Raw genomic sequence first — 20,820 nt, forward strand, 5'->3', positions numbered from 1 at the left:
ACGAAACTTATTTCAACAAACCCGCCTTCAACTTGCCATGCCAGTCCAGCAAACTTGTAATCGATGCTTCGCTGATTGCTCCGCTATCTTTCGCCGCCTCTGTGAGCGCTCCAAAATTGGTTAAACTACTGTATGATAAGCCTTCCGTTGCAAAGGCTTCATCGGCGCTTTTGAGTTCGTATGTAAAGATTGCAACAACGCCTGTTACTTCGACGCCTTCGGAACGTAGCGCTTGTGCTGCATTCAAACTACTACCGCCTGTCGAGATAAGGTCTTCGATAATGACCGCTTTATCTGTATCAGCAACTTTCCCTTCAATCTGACGGCTGCGTCCATGTCCTTTTGCCTTCGAACGGATGTACACCATTGGCAAGCCCAGAATATCTGCAACCCATGCCGCGTGAGGGATCCCAGCTGTCGCAGTTCCGGCGATTACCGTCGTTTCAGGATAGTTTTCACGGATTAGATCCGCAAGACCTTCCGCGATTTGTTTCCTTCCAACTGGATCTGACATTGTCAAACGATTATCACAGTAAATCGGTGATTCAATTCCCGAAGCCCATGTGAATGGCTCATCTGGACTTAATGCCACTGCTCCAACGTTCAATAGGATTTTCGCAATTTCTTTTTTCTCAGTCATTATTTCGTCCCCTTCCAACGCGAATTGATATGTTCATATGCAGCGCGTGGATCAGCCGCTCCCGTAATCGCTCGTCCAACAACGATATGTGTCGAACCTGCTAGCCGTGCTTCTTCAGGCGTCGCAATCCGTTTTTGATCATGCATTCCACCGTCCGCGAGGCGAATGCCCGGCGTCACTTTGAAGAACTCGTTCCCACAAACATGTGAAATCACTGCCGCTTCATGGACCGAACAAACGACACCATCAAGTCCAGCATCCTTTGTTAGCTTCGCATAATGAAGAACAGAATCCTGTAACGAACCGTCAATTAGTTGCTCTGAACGAACTTGTTGTTCATCCGTCGATGTTAGTTGTGTTACGCCAATCAATGATGGACGAACGAGTCCTGAAGTTGTCCCTTTGTCTAGTCCTTCAAGTGCCGCCTCCATCATTGTCTTCCCGCCCGCCGCATGGACGTTGATAAGATCCACACCGAATCCCGCGAGCACTTCCATCGCAGATTGCACCGTGTTCGGAATGTCATGCAATTTCAAATCAAGAAAAATATCATAACCCAATTCTTTCAATCGAGCGACAATTGCAGGTCCTTCTTTGTAATAAAGTTGCATACCCACTTTGACATTGACGTCGCCTTCAAATGCCTTGAGAAACTCGAACGTTTTTTCCGCAGAATCAAAATCAAGCGCGATAATCGGTGCTGTTTTCATAGACGATGGCTCCTTCCTATCAATTCAGAAATATGATTAATGCCCAACTCATCCAGCTTAGCTGGCAACTCTTTAATAATCGTTGGACAGATGAACGGATTGACGAAATTCGCTGTTCCGACTGCGACTGCACTTGCACCCGCAGAAAGGAACTCGATGACATCCGCTGTTTCTGCAATTCCACCCATTCCGATGATTGGAATATTGACCGCTTTACTTACTTCGTAGACCATTCGTATTGCGACCGGTTTTACAGCTGGTCCCGATAATCCACCTGTACCGTTTGCAATGATTGGTCGACCCGTTCTCTGATCAAGTCGCATGCCTACAAGTGTATTAATCATCGTAATGCCGTCCGCTCCCCCCGCTTCAACAGCTCTGGCAATCGCAGTTATATCCGTCACATTCGGTGATAATTTCACATAAACAGGTACTTCCGAAACTGCTTTCACAGCTTTTGTTAACTCTTTTGCGATTTCCGGATCCGTACCGAATGTAATCCCGCCGCATTTAACGTTTGGACAAGATATATTCAGTTCAAGCGCCTTGACGTTTGGTGCAGCCGAAATCATTTTCGCTACTTCTACATAATCTGCTGTTTCTGTCCCGGCAACATTTGCAATGATGGGCACATCAAATTGTTCGAGCCAAGGGAGCTCTCTATCAAGTACACCTTGCAAACCTGGATTTTGTAGGCCGATTGCATTGAGCATACCTGATGCCGTTTCTGCAACACGTGGCGTTGGATTACCGAGTCTCATTTCAAGTGTTGTTGCCTTGATCATAATCGCACCAAGAAGCGATAAATCGTAAAGATTACCATACTCTTTTCCAAATCCAAAACAACCAGATGCCGGCATGATTGGATTTTTTAACTGCAAGCCAGGTAAATCAACCGAAAGTCTGTTCATATCGCCACCACCCCCGCTGGGAAGACTGGACCATCTGAACATACTTTAACGTATGCTTTTTCCGTCCCTTCCGTCGTTTGACAAACACAGGCGAAACAAGCGCCAATTCCGCAGCCCATACGCTGTTCGAATGATAAGAACCCTTTTTTGCCAGCGTACATCGTTTCCACAGCGTTCAACATCGGCATTGGTCCGCAACTGTAATAGGTCGCGAAATCGTCACCTAGTTTCTCCATGACCGTCGTTACAAAACCCTTCGTTCCATGCGTTCCGTCAACTGTAACGATATGTGTTTCTCCAAGAACTTTGAATTCATCTTCATAAAAGACGACGTCCGCCGATTGGAACCCCAATACATGCACACACTTCACGCCTTTTGCCGTCAATTGTTTCGATAGTTCATAGAGTGGTGGAACACCAATACCGCCGCCAATCAAAATAGCCGTTTCTCCCTCCGCTGTTTCATCAACAGGAAAGCCATTTCCAAGTGGACCCAGTACGTCGACTTCATCACCAACCCGTCTCTCTGACAAGATTGTCGTTCCGCGACCTTCCGCACGATAAATGATTGTCATTTCACCGGCTTCTTTGTCGATAGAAGCGATGGAAATCGGGCGTCTTAACAAGGGTTCAAATGAATCTGCCACTCGGATGTGGACAAACTGGCCGGGGGAAGTAATTTCCCCGACCAATTTTCCCGACAGCTTCATCTCAAAGTTATTTTTCGCAACCTGTCGTTGTTTAATGACCTTCATTCGGTCCTGAATGATCATACACGTACCTCCTGTTTGGACATTTCCTCCGTCTGGAATGTCATCGATTCGATAACGCGGAGCATGGCATCAGCCGTATCCAAGGAAGTGAAACAAGGAATGCCATTCTCAACCGAATCACGTCGAATTCTAAAGCCATCGCGTTCCGGCTGCTTTCCTTTTGTTAACGTATTGATGACGACTTGCGCTTCGCCTTTTTGAATGACATCAAGAAGTGTCGGTCCTTCCGAGCCAATTTTATCGACCAGTTTGACCGGAATCCCAGCTTCCTTCAACACACGCGCCGTACCTTCTGTCGCCAGAATGTGGTAGCCGATGTTGGTGAAGCGTTGAGCGATGCCGACCATTTCTTCCTTGTCTTTATCCGCCACAGTCATCAACACAGAACCATATTCTTTTATTTCCATTCCGGCGGCTACTAGACCTTTGTACAGTGCTTTTTCGAGCGTCGTATCTTTCCCCATAACTTCACCCGTCGACTTCATCTCAGGTCCGAGCGTAATGTCGACACGGCGCAATTTCGCGAATGAAAACACCGGTACTTTCACATAAACGCCAGCTGGTGCGATTGCAAGCCCCGTTCCATAGCCCTGTTCTGTAATGGATTGTCCAAGAATCGCCTTCGTCGCGATGTTAGCCATCGGAATGTTGGTGATTTTACTCAAGAACGGCACTGTACGGCTTGAACGTGGATTCACCTCAATCACATACACTTGGCCTTCTGAAATGACGTACTGGATATTGAGCAACCCAATAATACCAAGGCCTTTTGCGAGCCGAGTTGTGTAATCGACAATTGTCGACATTTGGCTTTCCGATAAATTTTGTGGTGGGTACACGGCAATCGAGTCACCCGAGTGAACACCTGCGCGTTCGATATGTTCCATGATGCCTGGTATTAAAACATTTTCTCCATCGCAAATTGCGTCTACTTCGATTTCAGTACCTGTCAAATAGCGATCGACAAGGATGGGGTGGTCTGGACTTGCTTCGACTGCATGCTCCATATAGTGAAGCAACTCTTCTTCAAGGTAGACAATTTCCATCGCGCGCCCACCAAGAACATAGGAAGGTCTAACGAGAACGGGATAACCGATTTCATTGGCAATGACGACTGCTTCTGGTACAGAGACGGCTGTTTTTCCAAGTGGTTGTGGGATGCCAATGTCACGCAATGCACTTTCAAACTTATTGCGATTCTCTGCACGGTCGATATCTTCAAGAGAAGTCCCTAAAATTTTCACGCCGCGTGCTTCAAGTCCTGCCGCCAAGTTAATGGCCGTTTGACCACCAAATTGGACGATGACACCTTCTGGCTGTTCAAGATCGATGATATGCATGACATCCTCGATTGTGAGCGGTTCAAAGTAAAGTTTGTCCGAAATCGAGAAGTCTGTCGAAACCGTTTCAGGGTTATTATTAACGATGATTGCTTCGTAGCCTGCTTCTTGAATCGCCCAGACGGAATGTACTGTTGCGTAGTCAAACTCGACGCCTTGTCCGATTCGAATCGGCCCTGAACCTAAGACAACAACACTTTTCTTAGCTGATTTAACGGATTCATTTTCATCTTCATATGTGCCGTAAAAATAAGGTGTATCCGATTCATATTCACCCGCACATGTGTCAACTTTTTTATAAACCGGGATGAGACCTCGCTCTTTGCGCCAGTCATATATCGTACGTTCGTCCGAATTCCATAATTTCGCGACGGTTATATCAGCAAAGCCCATCCGTTTTGCCTTGCGTAAAGTTGCGAAGTCAAACGGATTCGCTTGCAATACTTGTTCGAACTGAACGATTTTTTGAAGCTTGCGCAGGAAAAAGACGTCAATCTGACTCCAATCATTGACCGTTTCGACGCTCACCCCTCTTCGGAATGCTTCGCCGATGAAGAATAGACGTTCATCTCCCGCACGTCGGATGCGCTTCTCAATCCATTCATCCGTCATCTCGCTACCATTTTTCAATGATAAGCCGAATTGACCTGTTTCAAGTGAACGTACTGCTTTTAGGATTGACTCTTCGAATGTGCGACCCATTGCCATTACTTCGCCCGTCGCTTTCATTTGCGTTCCAAGATTCCGTTTTGCGGATTCGAATTTATCGAACGGCCAGCGTGGAATTTTCGTCACGATATAGTCGAGTGTTGGCTCGAAACAAGCATACGTCGTGCCTGTGACCGGGTTCATCATTTCGTCGAGCGTTAGGCCGACTGCGATTTTCGCTGCGAGTTTGGCAATCGGATAGCCTGTCGCTTTCGATGCCAATGCAGATGATCGGCTGACACGTGGGTTCACTTCAATGATGTAGTAATTAAAACTATGCGGATCAAGTGCCAGTTGAACGTTACATCCACCCTCAATTTTCAGCTCACGGATTATTCTCAACGACACATTTCGTAGCATCTGATTTTCACGGTCCGAAAGCGTTTGGCATGGAGCTGCGACAATTGAATCACCCGTATGGATCCCAACAGCATCGACGTTCTCCATATTACAGACAACAATTGCATTATCCGCCGAATCGCGCATCACTTCATATTCAATTTCCTTGAAACCCGCAATCGATTTTTCCAATAGACATTGAGTTACTGGACTGTATTTCAAACCACCTGTAACAATCTCTTCAAGTTCCTTATCAGTATGACAAATACCGCCGCCTGTGCCGCCCATTGTGAATGCAGGACGCACGATGACAGGGTACCCGATTTTAGCGACAAATGCATGGGCTTCTTCGAGGTTATGGATAATATCACTTTCTGGAACAGGTTCTCCCATTTCATTCATCAACGTCCGGAACAAGTCTCGGTCTTCCGCTTGATGGATTGCATGAAGCTTTGTGCCAAGAATTTCAATGCCAAGTTCATCCAAAATACCTGATTCATGAAGTTCGATTGCCATATTCAAACCCGTTTGTCCGCCAAGCGTCGGAAGGAGTGCGTCCGGACGTTCTTTACGAATAATGCGGCTGACGAAATCGAGTGTGAGCGGTTCAATATACACTTTGTCTGCGATTTCAGTGTCTGTCATAATCGTTGCTGGGTTGGAGTTGATAAGGATGACGCGGTAGCCCTCTTCTTTTAATGAAAGACAGGCTTGCGTTCCGGCATAGTCGAATTCTGCTGCCTGTCCGATGACAATAGGACCTGATCCGATAACTAAAATAGTTTCAATATCTTGACGTTTAGGCATTGATATTCTCCTCCCTGTTGCTTGTTTTCATTAAATCAGTAAACCTATCAAACAAGTGATTCGAATCTTCGGGCCCAGGTGAACCTTCTGGATGGAACTGGACGGAAAAAGCATCATAAACTGTACTTCGCACACCTTCGACGATGCCATCATTCAGTGCTTTATGCGTTACTTCAAGTCCTGTGCCTTCTATTGACGCCTCATCGACTGCATAGCCATGGCATTGAACTGTTAATTCGGTGCGTCCTGAAGTTAAGTCTTTCACTGGATAATTACCGCCGTAATGACCGTTCTTCAGTTTTAATGTGCGTGCACCGCATGCAAGGGCAAATAACTGATGTCCAAGCCCAATACCGAAGATTGGGGCTTTACCTACTAATTCTTTGATGGTTTCGACTGCCCCTTCGACGTCTTCGGGATTACCCGGTCCGCTTGAAAGAACGATGCCGTCTGGGAATAACGCAAGAATTTCTTTTGTCGAAGTTGTGTAAGGAACTACGATAACGTCGCAATCCCGCTTGTTCAGTTCGCGTAAAATACCATGCTTCATGCCGTAATCGATGAGAACTACACGCTCTCCTCGGCCTGGGCTTGGATAGGGTTTTTTCGTCGACACACGCGCAACTAAGTCTGTAGGTAATATGTAGGATTGCAGTTGGGCAATTTTCTCCTGACTATCCACTTCTTCATTAACCGCGGTCAACATCCCTTTCAACGGACCTTTTTCACGTAAAACCCGTGTCAATTTCCGTGTATCGATTTCCTGGATTCCTGGAATACCTTTCAATGTAAGTAGTTCACAAAGTGTCATGCCGCTACGGAAATTTGACGGTTCATCCGATAGTTCACGGACAACAATGCCGCTTGCCGTAAGTTCGATTGATTCATAATCATCTCGGTTAATGCCGTAGTTGCCGATGAGTGGATAAGTCATGACGATAATCTGTCCACAACCAGATGGATTTGAAATCGTTTCCTGGTACCCAGTCATGCCGGTTGTGAAAACTGTTTCTCCGATTGAAGCTGTATCAGAACCAAATGCAATCCCTTCAAAAATCGTGCCGTCTTCTAAAATGAGCATTCGTTTTTTCATCATTGGCCATCCTCCCAAACTACTTTTCCACCGTAAATCGTTTTCACAGGCCAGCCCGTGCATTTCCACCCATTAAATGGTGTGTTCTTTCCTTTTGAAACAAATGTCGTCCGATTGATTTCCTGTTCTTTAGTCAAATCAATCAATACCAGATCTGCTACAGCACCGACTTCGATTTTCCCATAAGGTAAGCCGAATACATCGGCTGGTTTCTTCGTCATCCAATCGATGAGCTGTTGCAATGTCCATGTGCCTTCTTTCACGAAATTCGTATAGAGAAGGGGGAATGCTGTTTCAAATCCCGTAATGCCGAATGGTGCCCTTTGCATGCCAACCGCTTTTTCTTCTGCGGTATGAGGTGCATGATCCGTAGCGATGACGTCAAGCGTACCATCAAGCAAACCCTCTCGGAGCGCATGGAGGTCTTCTTTTCCACGCAGTGGTGGGTTCATCTTCCAATCCGCATTGTCATTTGGGATATCATCTTCTGACAGTAGCAGATGATGCGGACTTACTTCTGCTGTGACGTGGACGCCTGCTTTCTTTGCATCACGGATAACACGAACCGATTCCTTCGTACTGACGTGGCAAACATGATAATGGGCACCCGCAGCTTCAGCGAGCAGGATATCACGAGCGATATGTACGGATTCTGCAATTGAAGGGATACCAGGTAAGCCGAGCTCTTTATTTCGTTTCCCCTCATGCATTGCACCGCCGTAAATGAGCGTATTATCTTCACAATGCGCGACAATCGGCATGCCAATTTTAGCTGCATCTTGCATCGCTTCGTACATCATCCCTGCCTGTTGCACACCCACACCATCGTCAGTAAATGCGAATGCGCCATGTTCTTTCAACTCCGCAAGATTAGTCCGTTCTTTACCCGCTTCGCGGATTGTGATTGATGCGTAAGGAAGTACACGGATGAGTGCATTTTTCTCAATCAAGTCATTGATAAAGGTTAGATTTTCTTTCGTATCTGGTACTGGACGAGTGTTTGGCATTGAACAGATTGTTGTATAACCGCCTTTTGCTGCTGCTCGCGTTCCACTTTCAATCGTCTCCTTATGCTCGCCCCCTGGCTCACGAAGGTGAACATGGACATCTATGAAACCTGGTGCAAGGAACAACCCTCGTCCTTCAATTAGTTCAGCATCCCCTTCCTCCAAATTTTCACCGATGCTCGAAACTTTATCCCCTGTAATTTTCACATCCGTTGTGATTAGTTCACCTTCAGCGTTTAGCGTCTGTACCCCTTGAATGATTTTCTCCATGTCAATTCCTCCCTTTCAATACTGCTTCTAGCACTGCTGCCCGTATAAATACGCCATTTTCCATTTGCTTGAAGATCCTTGATTGTGAGCATTCTATAAGACTGTCTGCCAATTCAACGCCCCGATTAAAAGGTCCAGGGTGCATGATAATTGCATGTTCTTTCATCATCTTCGCGCGAGTCTCTGTTAGACCAAATTGTTCGTGATAACTATTGTTCGTGAAAACCGATTCCTCTTCATGCCTTTCATGCTGGACACGCAGCAACATAACTACATCACTTTGCCCAATCACTTCATCCCACTCGCTGACACTATCGAATTCGCCTGCCCATTCAGTTGGGCAGAGAAACGTCACATTCGCTCCTAATTTCTTCAGTGCATCTGCATTGGAGCGAGCTACACGGCTATGGTCAATGTCTCCTGCAATAAGGACATTCAATCCTTTGAATGAGCCAAATTCCTCTCTGATTGTGAACAAATCTAGCAGCGATTGTGTCGGGTGTTGGCCTGAACCATCCCCTCCATTAATAATCGATACGCTTGTCCGATTGATTAATTGGTCGTAATAATTATCCTCAAGGTGTCGGATGACAAGCGCATTGATGCCGATTGCTTCCAGTGTTTTCACCGTATCATACAGGGTCTCACCCTTTAATACGCTTGAAAAACTAGCTTCGAACGGCAATACATCAAGACCAAGTTGCCGCTCCGCCATTTCAAAGCTCATTTTCGTCCGTGTACTTGGTTCGAAAAACAAATTGCTGACAAAATATTTCCCGGGCAATTCTCGTATTCCGTATTTCTTAAAAACGTCTGCCCGATCCAAAATCCCCATGATTTCTGCTTCTGTTAACTGTTTCATAGATACAAGATGCTTCATCCAGATAATCCCCCTTAATTAAGTAAAAGCCTTCCCGATAAGCGGAAAGGCTCGTTTAAGCTGGTCATCCATATCCCTCCAAAACGTATGAAGAATAGATACCAAACGAACCTTTCCCCGCCTCTCAGGGCAGTGTTAAAAGGTCTGTTATTCAGTTTTATCAATCAAACTTTCGTTTGTTCTTCCTGGTAGTACCAAGTTGAGTACAACACCGATGATTGCGGCGAGCGCCATTCCTCCAATTTCGAAGGTTTCACTGAATTTGATTGTTGCTCCACCGATTCCAACGACTAATATAACGGATGCAATGACGAGATTGCGTTGATTGCCAAAGTCGACTTTATGATCAACAAGCATGCGCAATCCTGAAGATGCGATAATCCCAAACAATAAGATCGAGATACCACCAAGTACTGCTGTCGGAATGGTCTGGATAACCGCCATCATTTTTCCGATGAAGGAAAACAGAATCGCAAACACCGCTGCGCCTACGATGACATAGACACTGTATATTCTTGTAATTGCCATTACACCGATATTTTCTCCATATGTCGTCTTAGGCGGCCCTCCCAATAGACCACTGATCAAGGTACCAAGCCCATCTCCTAACAACGACCGATTCAAGCCTGGATCTTTGATGAAATCCTTTTCTACGACACGCCCAAGAACAAGCTGGTGTCCGATATGCTCGGAAATCGTAACGATTGCAATCGGAACCATGATGACTAACAGGGTCGGCGTTATGATGAATTCATAGTCTACTCCCGGTAATAAGAAATTTGGTATTTCAATCCAATCCGCTTTCTTCACTTTTGTGAAATCCAAGATTCCTATAAAACCGGAGTATATGTAACCGACAATAATCCCTATTAAAACAGGCATCAGACTGATAACTCCTCTGAAAAACATGAGGCAGATGATGGCTGCTGCCAATGTCACCATTGCAGCTGAAAAGTGTAGCAAATTATAAACTGCTTTACCGTCTACTTTGATGGTACTTGCCATCTCAACTGCAACTGGGGCAACGGCCAACCCGATGACCATGATCACGGGGGCCACGACGATTGGTGGCAGTACTTTCATAATCCAATTAGGGCCAGTCTTCCAAATAAGCAAGGACACAATTCCGTAGACAAGCGCGACGAACATGCTTCCAATCATTGCACTGCCAATCCCGCCAGTTTTAGTAGCAATTTGAATCGGAATGATAAAGGCAAATGAAGAACCTAAGTACGCAGGCACTTGAAAGCGTGTCACAAGTACGAAGACGATTGTTGCGATACCACTTGTCAAAAGAGCAATTGCTGGGCTTAATCCGACAAGTTGGGGAACTAATATCGTTGCGCCAATCATCGCGAACATATGCTGCAAGCTGAGTATAAGCCATCTGTCTACTGTTGGTTTTTCATGTACATCTAATACTTTTTCACTCATCTTCATTTTCCTCCTTGCGTCGTTTACTTTATTTTGAATGGATCGATACGCTATCTTTATCGTCTGTTTCTTTTAAACTAACGACTACCCGCTCATCGCTAGATGTTGGGATATTCTTTCCGACGAAGTCTGGCCGGATAGGAAGTTCCCGATGCCCTCGGTCAACTAGTACGGCAAGTTGGATTGTTGCTGGTCTACCAAGGTCCATGACGGCATCCATCGCCGCGCGTACTGTTCTTCCTGTGTAAAGGACGTCATCTACAAGGATTACTTTCTTGTCCGTCACGTCATGTTTAATGTCTACTTGTTGGACGAGTGGTTCATTGCTATCATATTTCAACATCAGGTCATCCCGGTATAAGGTAATATCAAGTTCACCTATTAAAATCGGTGTCCCTTCAATCTGTTCAATCTTTTTTGCAAGTCGTTCTGCAAGATGGGAGCCTCTTGTTTTTATACCTACAAGAATGCATTCCTCAATCCCTTTGTTACGTTCGATGATTTCATGTGCAATTCGAGTAATCGCTCTGCCAATTGCTTGTTCATCGAGAATATTGGCCTTTTCCGTCAACTTCATAACCTCCTTTGTCAATATAAGAAAAGCGCAAGGCGCCGTTCAGCCCCGACAGGCATAAGATGGTTTGCGAGGAGGTGTACTCCAGCCACCACAGCAAAACGGCAAGGAGGGATGAAGTTCAATCCCTCCCATATGACCCGAGGGGTTGGCGCCTAGAGTCTAGACACCGACCCAAGTATAAAAACCCTCCTGCCATAATTGGCGGGAGGGTTTACGTTCAGAAAAAACTATACAAAGGGACTGCGCGCAGCAGTCTTTGTATTTCCGAGCAACCTTCCCAGCCTCTCTGGACTGTTATTAAAGGTATCGCTATTTAATTGCTTTGTTCAGTATACAATTCATGCATCCTTTTTGTCAACGCTTTGTCGCATTCTACCGACTAACGCTTGGAAGTCTTCCGGAAGAGGGGCATTGAACTCTAAGTATTCCCCTGTTGTAGGATGGTCAAATCCAATTGTCCCTGCATGCAAGACTTGCCCGCCGAATTCAATCGTCTTTTTCGGACCATATTTTGGATCCCCAACAAGTGGATAGCCAATGTATTTCATATGGACACGAATCTGATGGGTTCTTCCCGTTTCAAGCCTACATTCAACAAGTGTGTAATCACCATAGCGCTCAAGCACTTTGAAATGTGTGACGGCATGCTTCCCTTTATCGATAATTGCCTGGCTTTGACGATCTCGTTTATCACGGCCAATCGGTGCATCGATTGTTCCGTTATCATGTGGAATATGGCCGTGTACAAGGGCTGTATAGACCCGGGTAACAGATTTCTCAACAAGCTGATTGACAAGCGAGACATGTGCCTGATCATTTTTTGCGACCATGAGAAGACCAGTTGTATCTTTATCAATACGATGGACGATACCTGGACGCAACACACCATTTATGCCGGATAGGTCGGTGCAATGGTGCATTAGACCATTAACGACTGTTCCCCCTGGGTGACCTGGCGCTGGATGAACGACCATGCCGCGTGGTTTATTGACAACGAGTACATCTTTATCTTCATAAACGATATCAAGATTAAGGTCTTCCGCAATGACGTCGAGTTCTACTGGCTCAGGTTCATCCACAGTCACGATGTCACCCAGCTTTACTTTATAATTCGGTTTCACTTGTATTCCGTCCAATAACACAAAGCCATCTTTCAACCAGTGCTGAATATGTGTGCGTGACCATTCTGAGTTAATGGATGACAACGCTTTGTCGATTCGACTTCCAACTTGCTCTTCCGTTATTTCAATTTCAAATCTCTCCATTAGGACACCTTTTTCTTATTGTTTTTTTCATCCATGATGACATGAATGATAATCAAGACCACCCCAACCGTCAATGCCGCATCAGCCACATTGAAAATAGGGAAATCGTAGTTGATGATCGGAATGAGGACATCGATAAAATCGACGACTTCCTTGCGCCATATACGGTCGATGAAATTACCAATCGCCCCTCCAAGCAAGAGCATGAGGCTTAGTCCAAATAGCAGATGACCTTTCGCTTCTTTATGGAAAAAGTAAATAATGCCGACGACCACAAACACTGTTACGATATAAAACAACCACATTTGTCCTTCAAGCATCCCCCACGCAGCACCTTTATTACGGTGTGAAAGAAATCCGAAATACGGCTCGACAACGCTAATTCTTTCATCGAGCTCCATGTTTTTAACGACGAACCATTTCGTCAACTGATCCAAAATGATGACGACAACCGCCACCCCGTAATATATGAGCAATCCAAATACCTCCGTCCAACAGATTACGTTTCATTTTAACATACTGACAACTTGAAGACCGAATTTCAACGCCAAATCAACATTATGATAAAACGGCTGCGGCAAGCCTTATAAAAAGACTACCCCAGCCGCTGCAATTTTGATTCACTTAAGCGTAGTATTTTTTCACAACATCCGCACAGCGTGTGCACAGTGTCGGATGCATTTCATCTGTCCCAATCGATTCAGAAATCGTCCAGCAGCGCTCACATTTTTCTCCGTCTGCTTTCTCAACAAGAACGCTCACTGTATCTAGCTTCAACGTTCCCTCTGGCATGCGATCAACAGTACCTTCAGCAAATTTTGAAACGATGAAGAATTGAGCAAAGTCGATGTCATCAGCCGAGAAAACAGCTTGTAAACTTTCAGGTACTGTAACTGTAACCTTCGCTTCAAGTGATTTCCCAATTACTTTTTCATTCCGCGCTTCTTCTAGCGCTTTCAAGACATCATCACGGATAAGCATCAATGTAGCAAAACGGTCACGAAGTTGTGTCGCTTCCTCACCTAGATCCAGTGCTTCCGGCATATCTGTCAGTTGGATACTTTCCTCTTCAACATGCTCGATATGAGCCCACATCTCATCAGTCGTATGTGGCAAGATTGGAGTAAGTACTTTTAATAACGTAATCAAGGTTTCATGCATAACTGTCTGCATTGCGCGGCGGTGTGCATGATCCATACCTTCGATGTAGACAACATCTTTTGCAATATCAAGATAAAACGAACTTAATTCGCCCGTACAGAAATTATTCACCGCATGATAGACGCTTGCGAATTCATAGTTCTCATACGCATTACGCACTTCTTTAATCATATCTTGCAATTTCACGTAGACGTATTTATCCACAGTTCGCATGTCCTCAAACTTCACACTATCCGTCGACGGATTGAAGTCTGATGTATTACCATGTAGGAAACGCAGTGTATTACGGATTTTACGATACACCTCGGAAACTTGTTTAAAATTGGAATCAGAAACCCGAACATCTGCCGTGTAATCAACTGAAGAAACCCATAGACGCAGGATATCCGCACCAAGCTGATTCATTACTTTTGCAGGTACGATGACGTTACCGATGGATTTACTCATTTTACGCCCTTCTTTATCAAGCGTGAAGCCATGGCTTAGCAAGCCTTTATAAGGGGCATGTCCATTGATGGCAACACTTGTCGTAAGGGATGAGTTGAACCATCCACGGTACTGGTCAGATCCTTCCAAGTAAAGATCCGCAGGGTAGACAAGGTCATCTCGTTCTTCGAGTACGCCTTGATGTGTTGAACCTGAATCGAACCAGACGTCCATGATATCCGTTTCTTTTGTGAATTCACCATTCGGACTACCTTCATGCGTGAAACCTTCAGGTAATAACTCTTTCGCTTCACGCTCAAACCAGCTGTTGGATCCATTTTCACGGAAGATTTTGGAGACATTCGCAATCGTTTCATCCGAAATGATTGGCTCCCCGTTTTCAGCATAAAATACAGGTATCGGAACGCCCCAGACACGTTGACGCGAAATACACCAGTCACCGCGGTCACGAACCATATTATACAGCCTAGTTTCACCCCATGACGGTGTGAATTTCGTGTTATTGATTGCATCAAGCAATTGTGTACGGAATGACTCAATTGAAGCAAACCATTGTGATGTTGCACGGTAGATAACCGGCTTTTTTGTCCGCCAATCATGTGGATAAGAGTGCGTGATGAATGATAATTTCTTGAGTGCCCCCACTTTGTCAAGTGCTTCAGTCACTGCTTTATTGGCATCATCGTAAAACAGTCCTTCGAAACCTGGAGCCTCATCCGTCATGACACCACGATCATCAATAGGTGATAGCGCATCGATGTCATATGATTTAGAGATATAGAAGTCATCTTCCCCGTGTCCTGGAGCCGTGTGGACACAACCTGTACCCGCTTCTGCAGTGACGTGTTCGCCAAGCATAACAAGTGAGTCGCGCTCATACAAAGGATGTTTTGCAACAACACGGTCCAAATCAGAACCTTTCAGTTCACGTTCGACTGAATAGTCTTCCCAGCCAATTTCTGTTACAACAAAAGTAAGAAGATCTTTAGCAATAAGGAATTTCTCTTCCCCAACCTTCACGATGACGTATGTGAATTCTGGATGAACAGAAATCCCTAGGTTAGCAGGAATCGTCCATGGTGTCGTTGTCCAGATGAGGAATTTCACATCCGAGTCGATAACGCCAAGACCATCCTTCACCTGGAAAGCAACGTAGATGGATGCTGATTTTTTATCCTGATATTCAATTTCAGCTTCCGCAAGTGCCGATTCACTTGAAGGTGACCAGTAAACAGGCTTAAGGCCTTTATAGATGTATCCTTTTTTCGCCATTTCACCAAACACTTCAATTTGGCGTGCTTCAAACGCCGGTTTCAATGTGATATATGGATTATCCCAATCACCGCGCACCCCAATCCGTTTGAACTGCGAACGCTGGTTGTCGATTTGGCTATAAGCATAGTCCTCACACATTTTACGGAACTCGGCGATTGTATGCTCTTTCCGTTTCACACCTTTATTAACAAGCGCCTGCTCGATTGGCAGACCATGTGTATCCCAACCAGGAACATAAGGTGCATGGAAACCTGTCATCGATTTATGGCGTACGATCATATCTTTTAGCACTTTGTTCAGCGCATGCCCCATGTGAAGATCACCGTTTGCATATGGCGGTCCATCATGTAGAACGAAGAACGGGCGACCCGCCGTGCGTTCCTGCACTTTTTTATAGATGCCCATTGCTTCCCATTTCGCTTGTATTTCAGGTTCTTTATTCGGCAGATTTCCTCGCATTGGGAAATCTGTTTTTGGCATAAGTAACGTGTCTTTATAATCCATTTTGTTTTCCTCCTTTAAATTTAGAAAAGCGCAAAAAGCTGCATACCTATATCCTCTTATAAGGAAGACAGTCTTAGTGCGCGACGTCCTGTCGCAACAAGGAGGGATAAAGTTCAATCCCTCCCCCCTGCGTACCTGTATCTTGCGGGCACAAAAAAATCCCCATCCCTAAAAGGGACGAGGAATCATTCTCGCGTTACCACCCTAACTTGCAGCAAATAAATTTGCCACCACTCAGACACCATAACGGGGTGTATCCGGGATTGCGTACAACATTCCGCAATCCGGCTCGGGAGTGATTTTCATTTCCAATCTGATGACCAGGCTTTCACCACCCCTGGCTCGCTATGCACAAACTTAGAAAGTACTTTCTCTTTCAACGCCTATTGTAAATATATGCCCATAATTATATGTGCATAATCTAGTTGAGTCAAGTGATTGTCAAATTTCTTTGTCTGCAAAAGCCTCTAATCGCTCCGCATCCATCTCGTATTCAAGCAAGGTGTCCCAATCATCCGACTGGATAAGATCCAGTTGTGCTTCGATTAACATACGGAATCGATTACGAAAAATTTTCGATTGCTTTTTAAGATCTTCACTTTCCAATGAGATTTGACGTGTTCGTGACAACGCTTCATTGACGATTCGATCCGCATTCTTTTCTGCTTCCTTGACAATTAATTTTGCTTCCTTCATAGAGTTACGCCTGACATCTTCAGACGCTTCTTGGGCAATAATAATTGATTTTTGCAAGGTTTGCTCAATCGAATTGAAATGCAACAATTGCTCTTTTGACTGTTTTAAGCTATTTTTCAATTCTTTGTTTTCTTCAAGAACATTATCATAGTCTTTTAAAATTTGCTCTAAGAACTCATTTACTTCATCTTCATCATAGCCTCGAAACCCGCGACTGAATTCTTTATTGTGTATATCAAGTGGTGATAAAGCCATACAATGCATCTCCCCTTTAATATATTCCTTATTCTATTATACATGTTGAATCAGCAGAAGATAGGTTTTTTCTTGTTATCTGATGAAATGAAGATTCAATCAGTTATGCGATTGAGTGAACTTAGGTTTTATTGCACAATACTTGAGGCAATTGAACTACATTTCCTCCTTAAAAAAGTTTATATTAAGGATATTATTGCTGTTATGCAGGAAAATCATTCAAGTTTTCCAATGAGGAGACGAATTTTATCTTTACGAGTCCTTCCTTCAATCGCAATTACTTTGAATCTGCCGGAACCTCTAATAGATAATATATCCGACTCATGAAGCTCGAATGCTGGCTGATTTCGGACCGTCCAGTTTACTTTCACTTTTTCACCATGGATTAAAGAAGCTGCTTTCTGACGTGACAAATTTATGAGTGCTGCGACAACTACATCAAGACGTAAGGAACTAATAATGTATATTTCCTCAATCCATGTTTCCGTTGTGACTAGCAAGCTTTCTCGATGATTGTTCACTTCCATTGTCACTTTCGCTTTTCCAATCGATATGAAATTCGCTGTCATATAATCTTTTAACTCGCCTACGAGTGCAAACTGTACTTCATCGTCTCCTACCCGAATATCTCCGAATTTTGAACGGTCGATGCCAAGTGACATCATCGAACCAAGGATATCTTTATGTTCCAGTTTTAAAAATTTTGTTGCGTATTTCACATTGAATATTGCGATTTGATAATCAGCCGTTTCAGGCACATAATAATCGGGATAGATTAAAATTCTTTGCCGTTCCGCATCGATAAATGCACCATCCATTCCGACCAATAACATTGAACTCCCTGCAATCGATTCCACAATGAATCGTTGTCTCGGGTCAAGAAATCCGGTCAATTTAGGGGAATAATTATCCTCTACTTCACGAATCCAACCCATTGTCGTTTCGATGAAGGGCTGTTCGTCTTTTCTAAAATGTTGGATTAAACTGTCCATTACACTCTGCTCCTTATAGAAAAATCCTCACATAAGTGAGGACAACATAATTATAGTAAATACTTGGACAATAAAATAAACAGTTCCTCTACACCTCTCGAAATTAAGTTCAAAGTGAAAAGTCCTACGATTGGTGAAATATCAATCATTCCAAGTGGGGGTATAAACTTCCTGAAAAATCCTAAATAAGGTTCGGCAATTTTTTCGAGCAGTTGCCCAAATTTTGTATCACGTGTCGAAGGTACCCATGACATGAATATGTAAATAATAAGGAGCACCCAGTAAATTTGAATTATCATTGATATGCCTTTGTATAATAATATAAGTATCTCTGCCATTCTAGTTTTTACACCTCATTCAAATTCTATCGATCAAAATAATCGGATATTGCTCCAGCAACTTCCACATTTTCCGGCACACAGAGAAAAATATCCGTTCCGATTCGCTGAATATCTCCACCTAATGCATAAACGGTTCCACTTAAAAAATCGACAATCCGAACCCCTTGATCGCGCTCAATCCGTTGCAAATTAACGACGACTGCACGTTTGTTTTTTAGATGTTCAGAAACATCTTGCGCTTCCGCATAGACACGTGGTTCGGCTAGAATGACTTTCGAAGACTTCTGAATGCTTTGTAAACTCACGACCGTTCCTGTTTGTTGTGTTTCACCTACTGGGTGTTTACGGGTCGTGGCTTGCCTCGGTTTTTCCTGTACAAAGCGTTGTTCTTCTCGACGTGGCTGTTCTTCCACATATTCTTCTTCGTCGTCAAGATAAAACCACTTCTCAAATTTTTTTTTTATGCTCATGCCTCTCCCTCGCTTTCTGCTCCGACGAGTGCAGTTCCAATCCTTAAATGGGTAGCACCTTCCTCGATTGCGATGATGAAATCATTTGACATTCCCATGGACAACTGTGTACACGGCGCATGTAGCAACTTTAGTGCCGAAATTTCATCACGGAGTTCCCTTAATGAGCGGAAAATGGTACGGATTAAATCTTTGTCTCCCGACAATGGTGCCATTGTCATCAGCCCAATAATTCGGACTTTATCGTAAGCCCCTACTTCTTTAATAAAACTTGCTAACTCAGCCGGAGTAACCCCTGACTTGCTCATTTCACCAGAAACATTCACTTGCAGGAAGCAATCGAGAGTTTGGTTAGATCGCTTGTGAATCTCCTTTACGATACTCATTCGATCAACTGAATGTAAATAATCAATTTTATTGATAAACTCTTTTACTTTCCTACTTTGGACATTCCCTATGAAATGCCATATAGCTTCGTCTTGTATAATTACCTGCTTATCAAGGAGAACCTCTGGACGGTTTTCCCCAAGATGTATTATACCTGAATCCATCACAGCAGAAGCTCTTGCTGTCGATACTTCCTTGGTAACTGCTACAACCGTAATTTCTAATCTATTTCTACCTATGCGGTCACAAGTTGACTGTATATCATATTCAATTCTTTGTATTCGTTGTTGAAGTTCCCTCAATATTATCACTACTTTTCATGTTTCTTAATCTTCATTGTAACAAGCAGACGTCTACATATCAATGATAAATCATTTTTTTTCGTCCTTTTTCCCCACAAGAACAATATCTTTACCGATTGTTGCAACATCTTCGAGACGAACCCGCTTTATTTCTTTATCTTTCACATCGAAAAACAGGTTGCGATCTCCCCCCCCAACATGAAATGATTCAACTTTACCGTTTACGATGTCAATCGTCGCATCTTGGACAAATCCGAGAAACGCGCCTTTCGTAACGTCGATGACTTCCTTTTTCTGTATTTCTGAAAACTTCATGAAATCCCTCCTTACGATGAATATATGCACCCAAGTAGAAAAAAACGCAATGCAATCGCCGCATTGCGTTCTTTACTTTGTTGAACATCTTCTACATTGTCTGATCCATTCCTTCACGGATGATTTTCACTGCGTTTTTTTCAAGTCTTGAAATCTGCGCTTGTGAAATTCCCATTTCTTTTGCAATCTCCGTCTGTGTCTGTCCTAGATAGAATCGTTTTGAAAGTATCGACTGTTGCCGTTCATCCATATTGGAAACAGTCTCTTTAACAGAGACATACGTCAACCACCGTTCCTCGGACACTGTTTTATCCTGGATTTGATCCATCAAAAATACAGGATCTCCTCCGTCTCCGTTCATAGGCTCATGAAGTGACATGGGATCTTGGATAGCATCGAGCGCAAAAAGAATATCGTCTGCTGGAATACCTGTTGCCTCCGCCAAATCGGAAATCCGCGGTTCTTTTTGATTGTCATTTACAAACTGTTCTTTTGCCCTGATTGCCTTATAAGCTGTGTCACGAAGTGACCTAGATACCCTTATTGAATGATGATCACGCAGATGTCTTTTTATTTCTCCGATAATCATCGGAACGGCGTATGTTGAAAATCGGACATTATGCTTCAAATCGAAGTTGTCGATTGATTTTAGAAGACCAATACATCCTACTTGAAATAAATCATCTGCTTGTTCTCCCCTATAGGCGAATCTTTGAACAAGGCTCAAAACAAGTCTTAAATTTCCGAAAACAAGTTCTTCCCTTGCTGCTAAATCTCCGCTTTGAAGCCTAATAAACGTTTCTTTCATCACTTCACTCGTGAGTAATGGCAACTCGGACGTATCGATACCACATATTTCCACTCTTGTACGTACCATTCGCTTTTCCTCCGCTTTCTGTAGATGACTGTATGAGATATTGT

The 20,820-nt window shown here is 44.0% G+C and carries 20 protein-coding genes and 1 other annotated feature; all 20 genes read right to left on the bottom strand.

Annotated features, from left to right (window positions below; all coding sequences use genetic code 11):
• Positions 1-7: 7 nt before the first annotated feature.
• The gene (gene pyrE / locus H4683_RS02985; RefSeq protein WP_192597344.1) at positions 8-640 is read right to left on the bottom strand and encodes an orotate phosphoribosyltransferase; all 633 of its coding nucleotides are present in this window, start codon (positions 638-640) and stop codon (positions 8-10) included.
• The gene (gene pyrF, locus H4683_RS02990) at positions 640-1,350 is read right to left on the bottom strand and encodes an orotidine-5'-phosphate decarboxylase (RefSeq protein WP_192597345.1); all 711 of its coding nucleotides are present in this window, start codon (positions 1,348-1,350) and stop codon (positions 640-642) included. Before pyrF ends, pyrE begins: the two co-directional genes overlap by 1 nt.
• Entirely contained in the window at positions 1,347-2,261 is a 915-nt protein-coding gene (locus tag H4683_RS02995) for a dihydroorotate dehydrogenase (protein WP_192597346.1), read from the bottom strand. Before H4683_RS02995 ends, pyrF begins: the two co-directional genes overlap by 4 nt.
• A complete protein-coding gene (locus H4683_RS03000; protein WP_192597347.1) occupies positions 2,258-3,034 on the bottom strand; it encodes a dihydroorotate dehydrogenase electron transfer subunit in 777 nt (258 codons plus the stop codon). Before H4683_RS03000 ends, H4683_RS02995 begins: the two co-directional genes overlap by 4 nt.
• Positions 3,031-6,228 carry a carbamoyl-phosphate synthase large subunit gene (gene carB / locus H4683_RS03005; protein WP_192597348.1) on the bottom strand — a complete coding sequence of 1,066 codons (3,198 nt, stop codon included), beginning with the start codon at positions 6,226-6,228 and terminating at the stop codon, positions 3,031-3,033. Before carB ends, H4683_RS03000 begins: the two co-directional genes overlap by 4 nt.
• The gene (locus H4683_RS03010; RefSeq protein WP_192597464.1) at positions 6,221-7,321 is read right to left on the bottom strand and encodes a carbamoyl phosphate synthase small subunit; all 1,101 of its coding nucleotides are present in this window, start codon (positions 7,319-7,321) and stop codon (positions 6,221-6,223) included. Before H4683_RS03010 ends, carB begins: the two co-directional genes overlap by 8 nt.
• Positions 7,321-8,598 (bottom strand): dihydroorotase, encoded by a 1,278-nt coding sequence (locus H4683_RS03015; protein WP_192597349.1) that lies wholly within the window; start codon positions 8,596-8,598, stop codon positions 7,321-7,323. The genes H4683_RS03010 and H4683_RS03015 overlap by 1 nt, the downstream gene beginning before the upstream one ends.
• Before the next feature lies 1 nt (position 8,599).
• Positions 8,600-9,478, bottom strand: coding sequence for an aspartate carbamoyltransferase catalytic subunit (locus H4683_RS03020; RefSeq protein ID WP_192597350.1), 879 nt, complete (start codon positions 9,476-9,478; stop codon positions 8,600-8,602).
• 147 nt (positions 9,479-9,625) lie between these two features.
• Positions 9,626-10,912, bottom strand: coding sequence for a solute carrier family 23 protein (locus tag H4683_RS03025; RefSeq protein WP_192597351.1), 1,287 nt, complete (start codon positions 10,910-10,912; stop codon positions 9,626-9,628).
• A gap of 28 nt (positions 10,913-10,940) precedes the next feature.
• Positions 10,941-11,489 (bottom strand): bifunctional pyr operon transcriptional regulator/uracil phosphoribosyltransferase PyrR, encoded by a 549-nt coding sequence (pyrR, locus tag H4683_RS03030; protein WP_192597352.1) that lies wholly within the window; start codon positions 11,487-11,489, stop codon positions 10,941-10,943.
• Positions 11,490-11,827: 338 nt separating this feature from the next.
• Positions 11,828-12,754: an RluA family pseudouridine synthase gene (locus H4683_RS03035; protein WP_192597353.1), complete on the bottom strand. Its 927-nt coding sequence runs from the start codon at positions 12,752-12,754 to the stop codon at positions 11,828-11,830.
• Positions 12,754-13,230 carry a signal peptidase II gene (gene lspA, locus H4683_RS03040; protein ID WP_192597354.1) on the bottom strand — a complete coding sequence of 159 codons (477 nt, stop codon included), beginning with the start codon at positions 13,228-13,230 and terminating at the stop codon, positions 12,754-12,756. The genes H4683_RS03035 and lspA overlap by 1 nt, the downstream gene beginning before the upstream one ends.
• Positions 13,231-13,378: 148 nt before the next feature.
• Positions 13,379-16,141 (bottom strand): isoleucine--tRNA ligase, encoded by a 2,763-nt coding sequence (gene ileS, locus H4683_RS03045; RefSeq protein WP_192597355.1) that lies wholly within the window; start codon positions 16,139-16,141, stop codon positions 13,379-13,381.
• Between the two features lie 170 nt (positions 16,142-16,311).
• Positions 16,312-16,530, bottom strand: a binding site (T-box leader).
• Between the two features lie 52 nt (positions 16,531-16,582).
• A complete protein-coding gene (locus H4683_RS03050; RefSeq protein ID WP_192597356.1) occupies positions 16,583-17,092 on the bottom strand; it encodes a DivIVA domain-containing protein in 510 nt (169 codons plus the stop codon).
• A gap of 215 nt (positions 17,093-17,307) precedes the next feature.
• Positions 17,308-18,084, bottom strand: a complete 777-nt coding sequence (locus tag H4683_RS03055; RefSeq protein WP_192597357.1) for a YlmH family RNA-binding protein — start codon at positions 18,082-18,084, stop codon at positions 17,308-17,310.
• A gap of 50 nt (positions 18,085-18,134) precedes the next feature.
• Entirely contained in the window at positions 18,135-18,383 is a 249-nt protein-coding gene (locus H4683_RS03060) for a YggT family protein (RefSeq protein ID WP_225941843.1), read from the bottom strand.
• 65 nt (positions 18,384-18,448) lie between these two features.
• Positions 18,449-18,895: a cell division protein SepF gene (locus H4683_RS03065; protein ID WP_192597359.1), complete on the bottom strand. Its 447-nt coding sequence runs from the start codon at positions 18,893-18,895 to the stop codon at positions 18,449-18,451.
• On the bottom strand, positions 18,892-19,584 hold the full coding sequence (locus H4683_RS03070) for a YggS family pyridoxal phosphate-dependent enzyme (RefSeq protein WP_192597360.1): 693 nt from the start codon (positions 19,582-19,584) through the stop codon (positions 18,892-18,894). The genes H4683_RS03065 and H4683_RS03070 overlap by 4 nt, the downstream gene beginning before the upstream one ends.
• Positions 19,585-19,653: 69 nt before the next feature.
• Positions 19,654-19,899 carry a PRC-barrel domain-containing protein gene (locus tag H4683_RS03075; RefSeq protein ID WP_192597361.1) on the bottom strand — a complete coding sequence of 82 codons (246 nt, stop codon included), beginning with the start codon at positions 19,897-19,899 and terminating at the stop codon, positions 19,654-19,656.
• A gap of 91 nt (positions 19,900-19,990) precedes the next feature.
• Entirely contained in the window at positions 19,991-20,776 is a 786-nt protein-coding gene (gene sigG / locus H4683_RS03080; RefSeq protein WP_192597362.1) for an RNA polymerase sporulation sigma factor SigG, read from the bottom strand.
• Between the last annotated feature and the right edge of the window lie 44 nt (positions 20,777-20,820).

It is taken from the genome of Sporosarcina limicola, from assembly GCF_014873855.1.
GTDB lineage: Bacteria > Bacillota > Bacilli > Bacillales_A > Planococcaceae > Sporosarcina > Sporosarcina limicola.

Bases quoted from the DNA above. Each gene is read 5' to 3' on its own strand.
- pyrE (WP_192597344.1), bottom strand. From the start codon at position 640: ATGACTGAGAAAAAAGAAATTGCGAAAATCCTATTGAACGTTGGAGCA.
- pyrF (WP_192597345.1), bottom strand. From the start codon at position 1,350: ATGAAAACAGCACCGATTATCGCGCTTGATTTTGATTCTGCGGAAAAA.
- H4683_RS02995 (WP_192597346.1), bottom strand. From the start codon at position 2,261: ATGAACAGACTTTCGGTTGATTTACCTGGCTTGCAGTTAAAAAATCCA.
- H4683_RS03000 (WP_192597347.1), bottom strand. From the start codon at position 3,034: ATGATCATTCAGGACCGAATGAAGGTCATTAAACAACGACAGGTTGCG.
- carB (WP_192597348.1), bottom strand. From the start codon at position 6,228: ATGCCTAAACGTCAAGATATTGAAACTATTTTAGTTATCGGATCAGGT.
- H4683_RS03010 (WP_192597464.1), bottom strand. From the start codon at position 7,321: ATGAAAAAACGAATGCTCATTTTAGAAGACGGCACGATTTTTGAAGGG.
- H4683_RS03015 (WP_192597349.1), bottom strand. From the start codon at position 8,598: ATGGAGAAAATCATTCAAGGGGTACAGACGCTAAACGCTGAAGGTGAA.
- H4683_RS03020 (WP_192597350.1), bottom strand. From the start codon at position 9,478: ATGAAGCATCTTGTATCTATGAAACAGTTAACAGAAGCAGAAATCATG.
- H4683_RS03025 (WP_192597351.1), bottom strand. From the start codon at position 10,912: ATGAGTGAAAAAGTATTAGATGTACATGAAAAACCAACAGTAGACAGA.
- pyrR (WP_192597352.1), bottom strand. From the start codon at position 11,489: ATGAAGTTGACGGAAAAGGCCAATATTCTCGATGAACAAGCAATTGGC.
- H4683_RS03035 (WP_192597353.1), bottom strand. From the start codon at position 12,754: ATGGAGAGATTTGAAATTGAAATAACGGAAGAGCAAGTTGGAAGTCGA.
- ileS (WP_192597355.1), bottom strand. From the start codon at position 16,141: ATGGATTATAAAGACACGTTACTTATGCCAAAAACAGATTTCCCAATG.
- H4683_RS03050 (WP_192597356.1), bottom strand. From the start codon at position 17,092: ATGGCTTTATCACCACTTGATATACACAATAAAGAATTCAGTCGCGGG.
- H4683_RS03055 (WP_192597357.1), bottom strand. From the start codon at position 18,084: ATGGACAGTTTAATCCAACATTTTAGAAAAGACGAACAGCCCTTCATC.
- H4683_RS03060 (WP_225941843.1), bottom strand. From the start codon at position 18,383: ATGATAATTCAAATTTACTGGGTGCTCCTTATTATTTACATATTCATG.
- H4683_RS03065 (WP_192597359.1), bottom strand. From the start codon at position 18,895: ATGAGCATAAAAAAAAAATTTGAGAAGTGGTTTTATCTTGACGACGAA.
- H4683_RS03075 (WP_192597361.1), bottom strand. From the start codon at position 19,899: ATGAAGTTTTCAGAAATACAGAAAAAGGAAGTCATCGACGTTACGAAA.
- sigG (WP_192597362.1), bottom strand. From the start codon at position 20,776: ATGGTACGTACAAGAGTGGAAATATGTGGTATCGATACGTCCGAGTTG.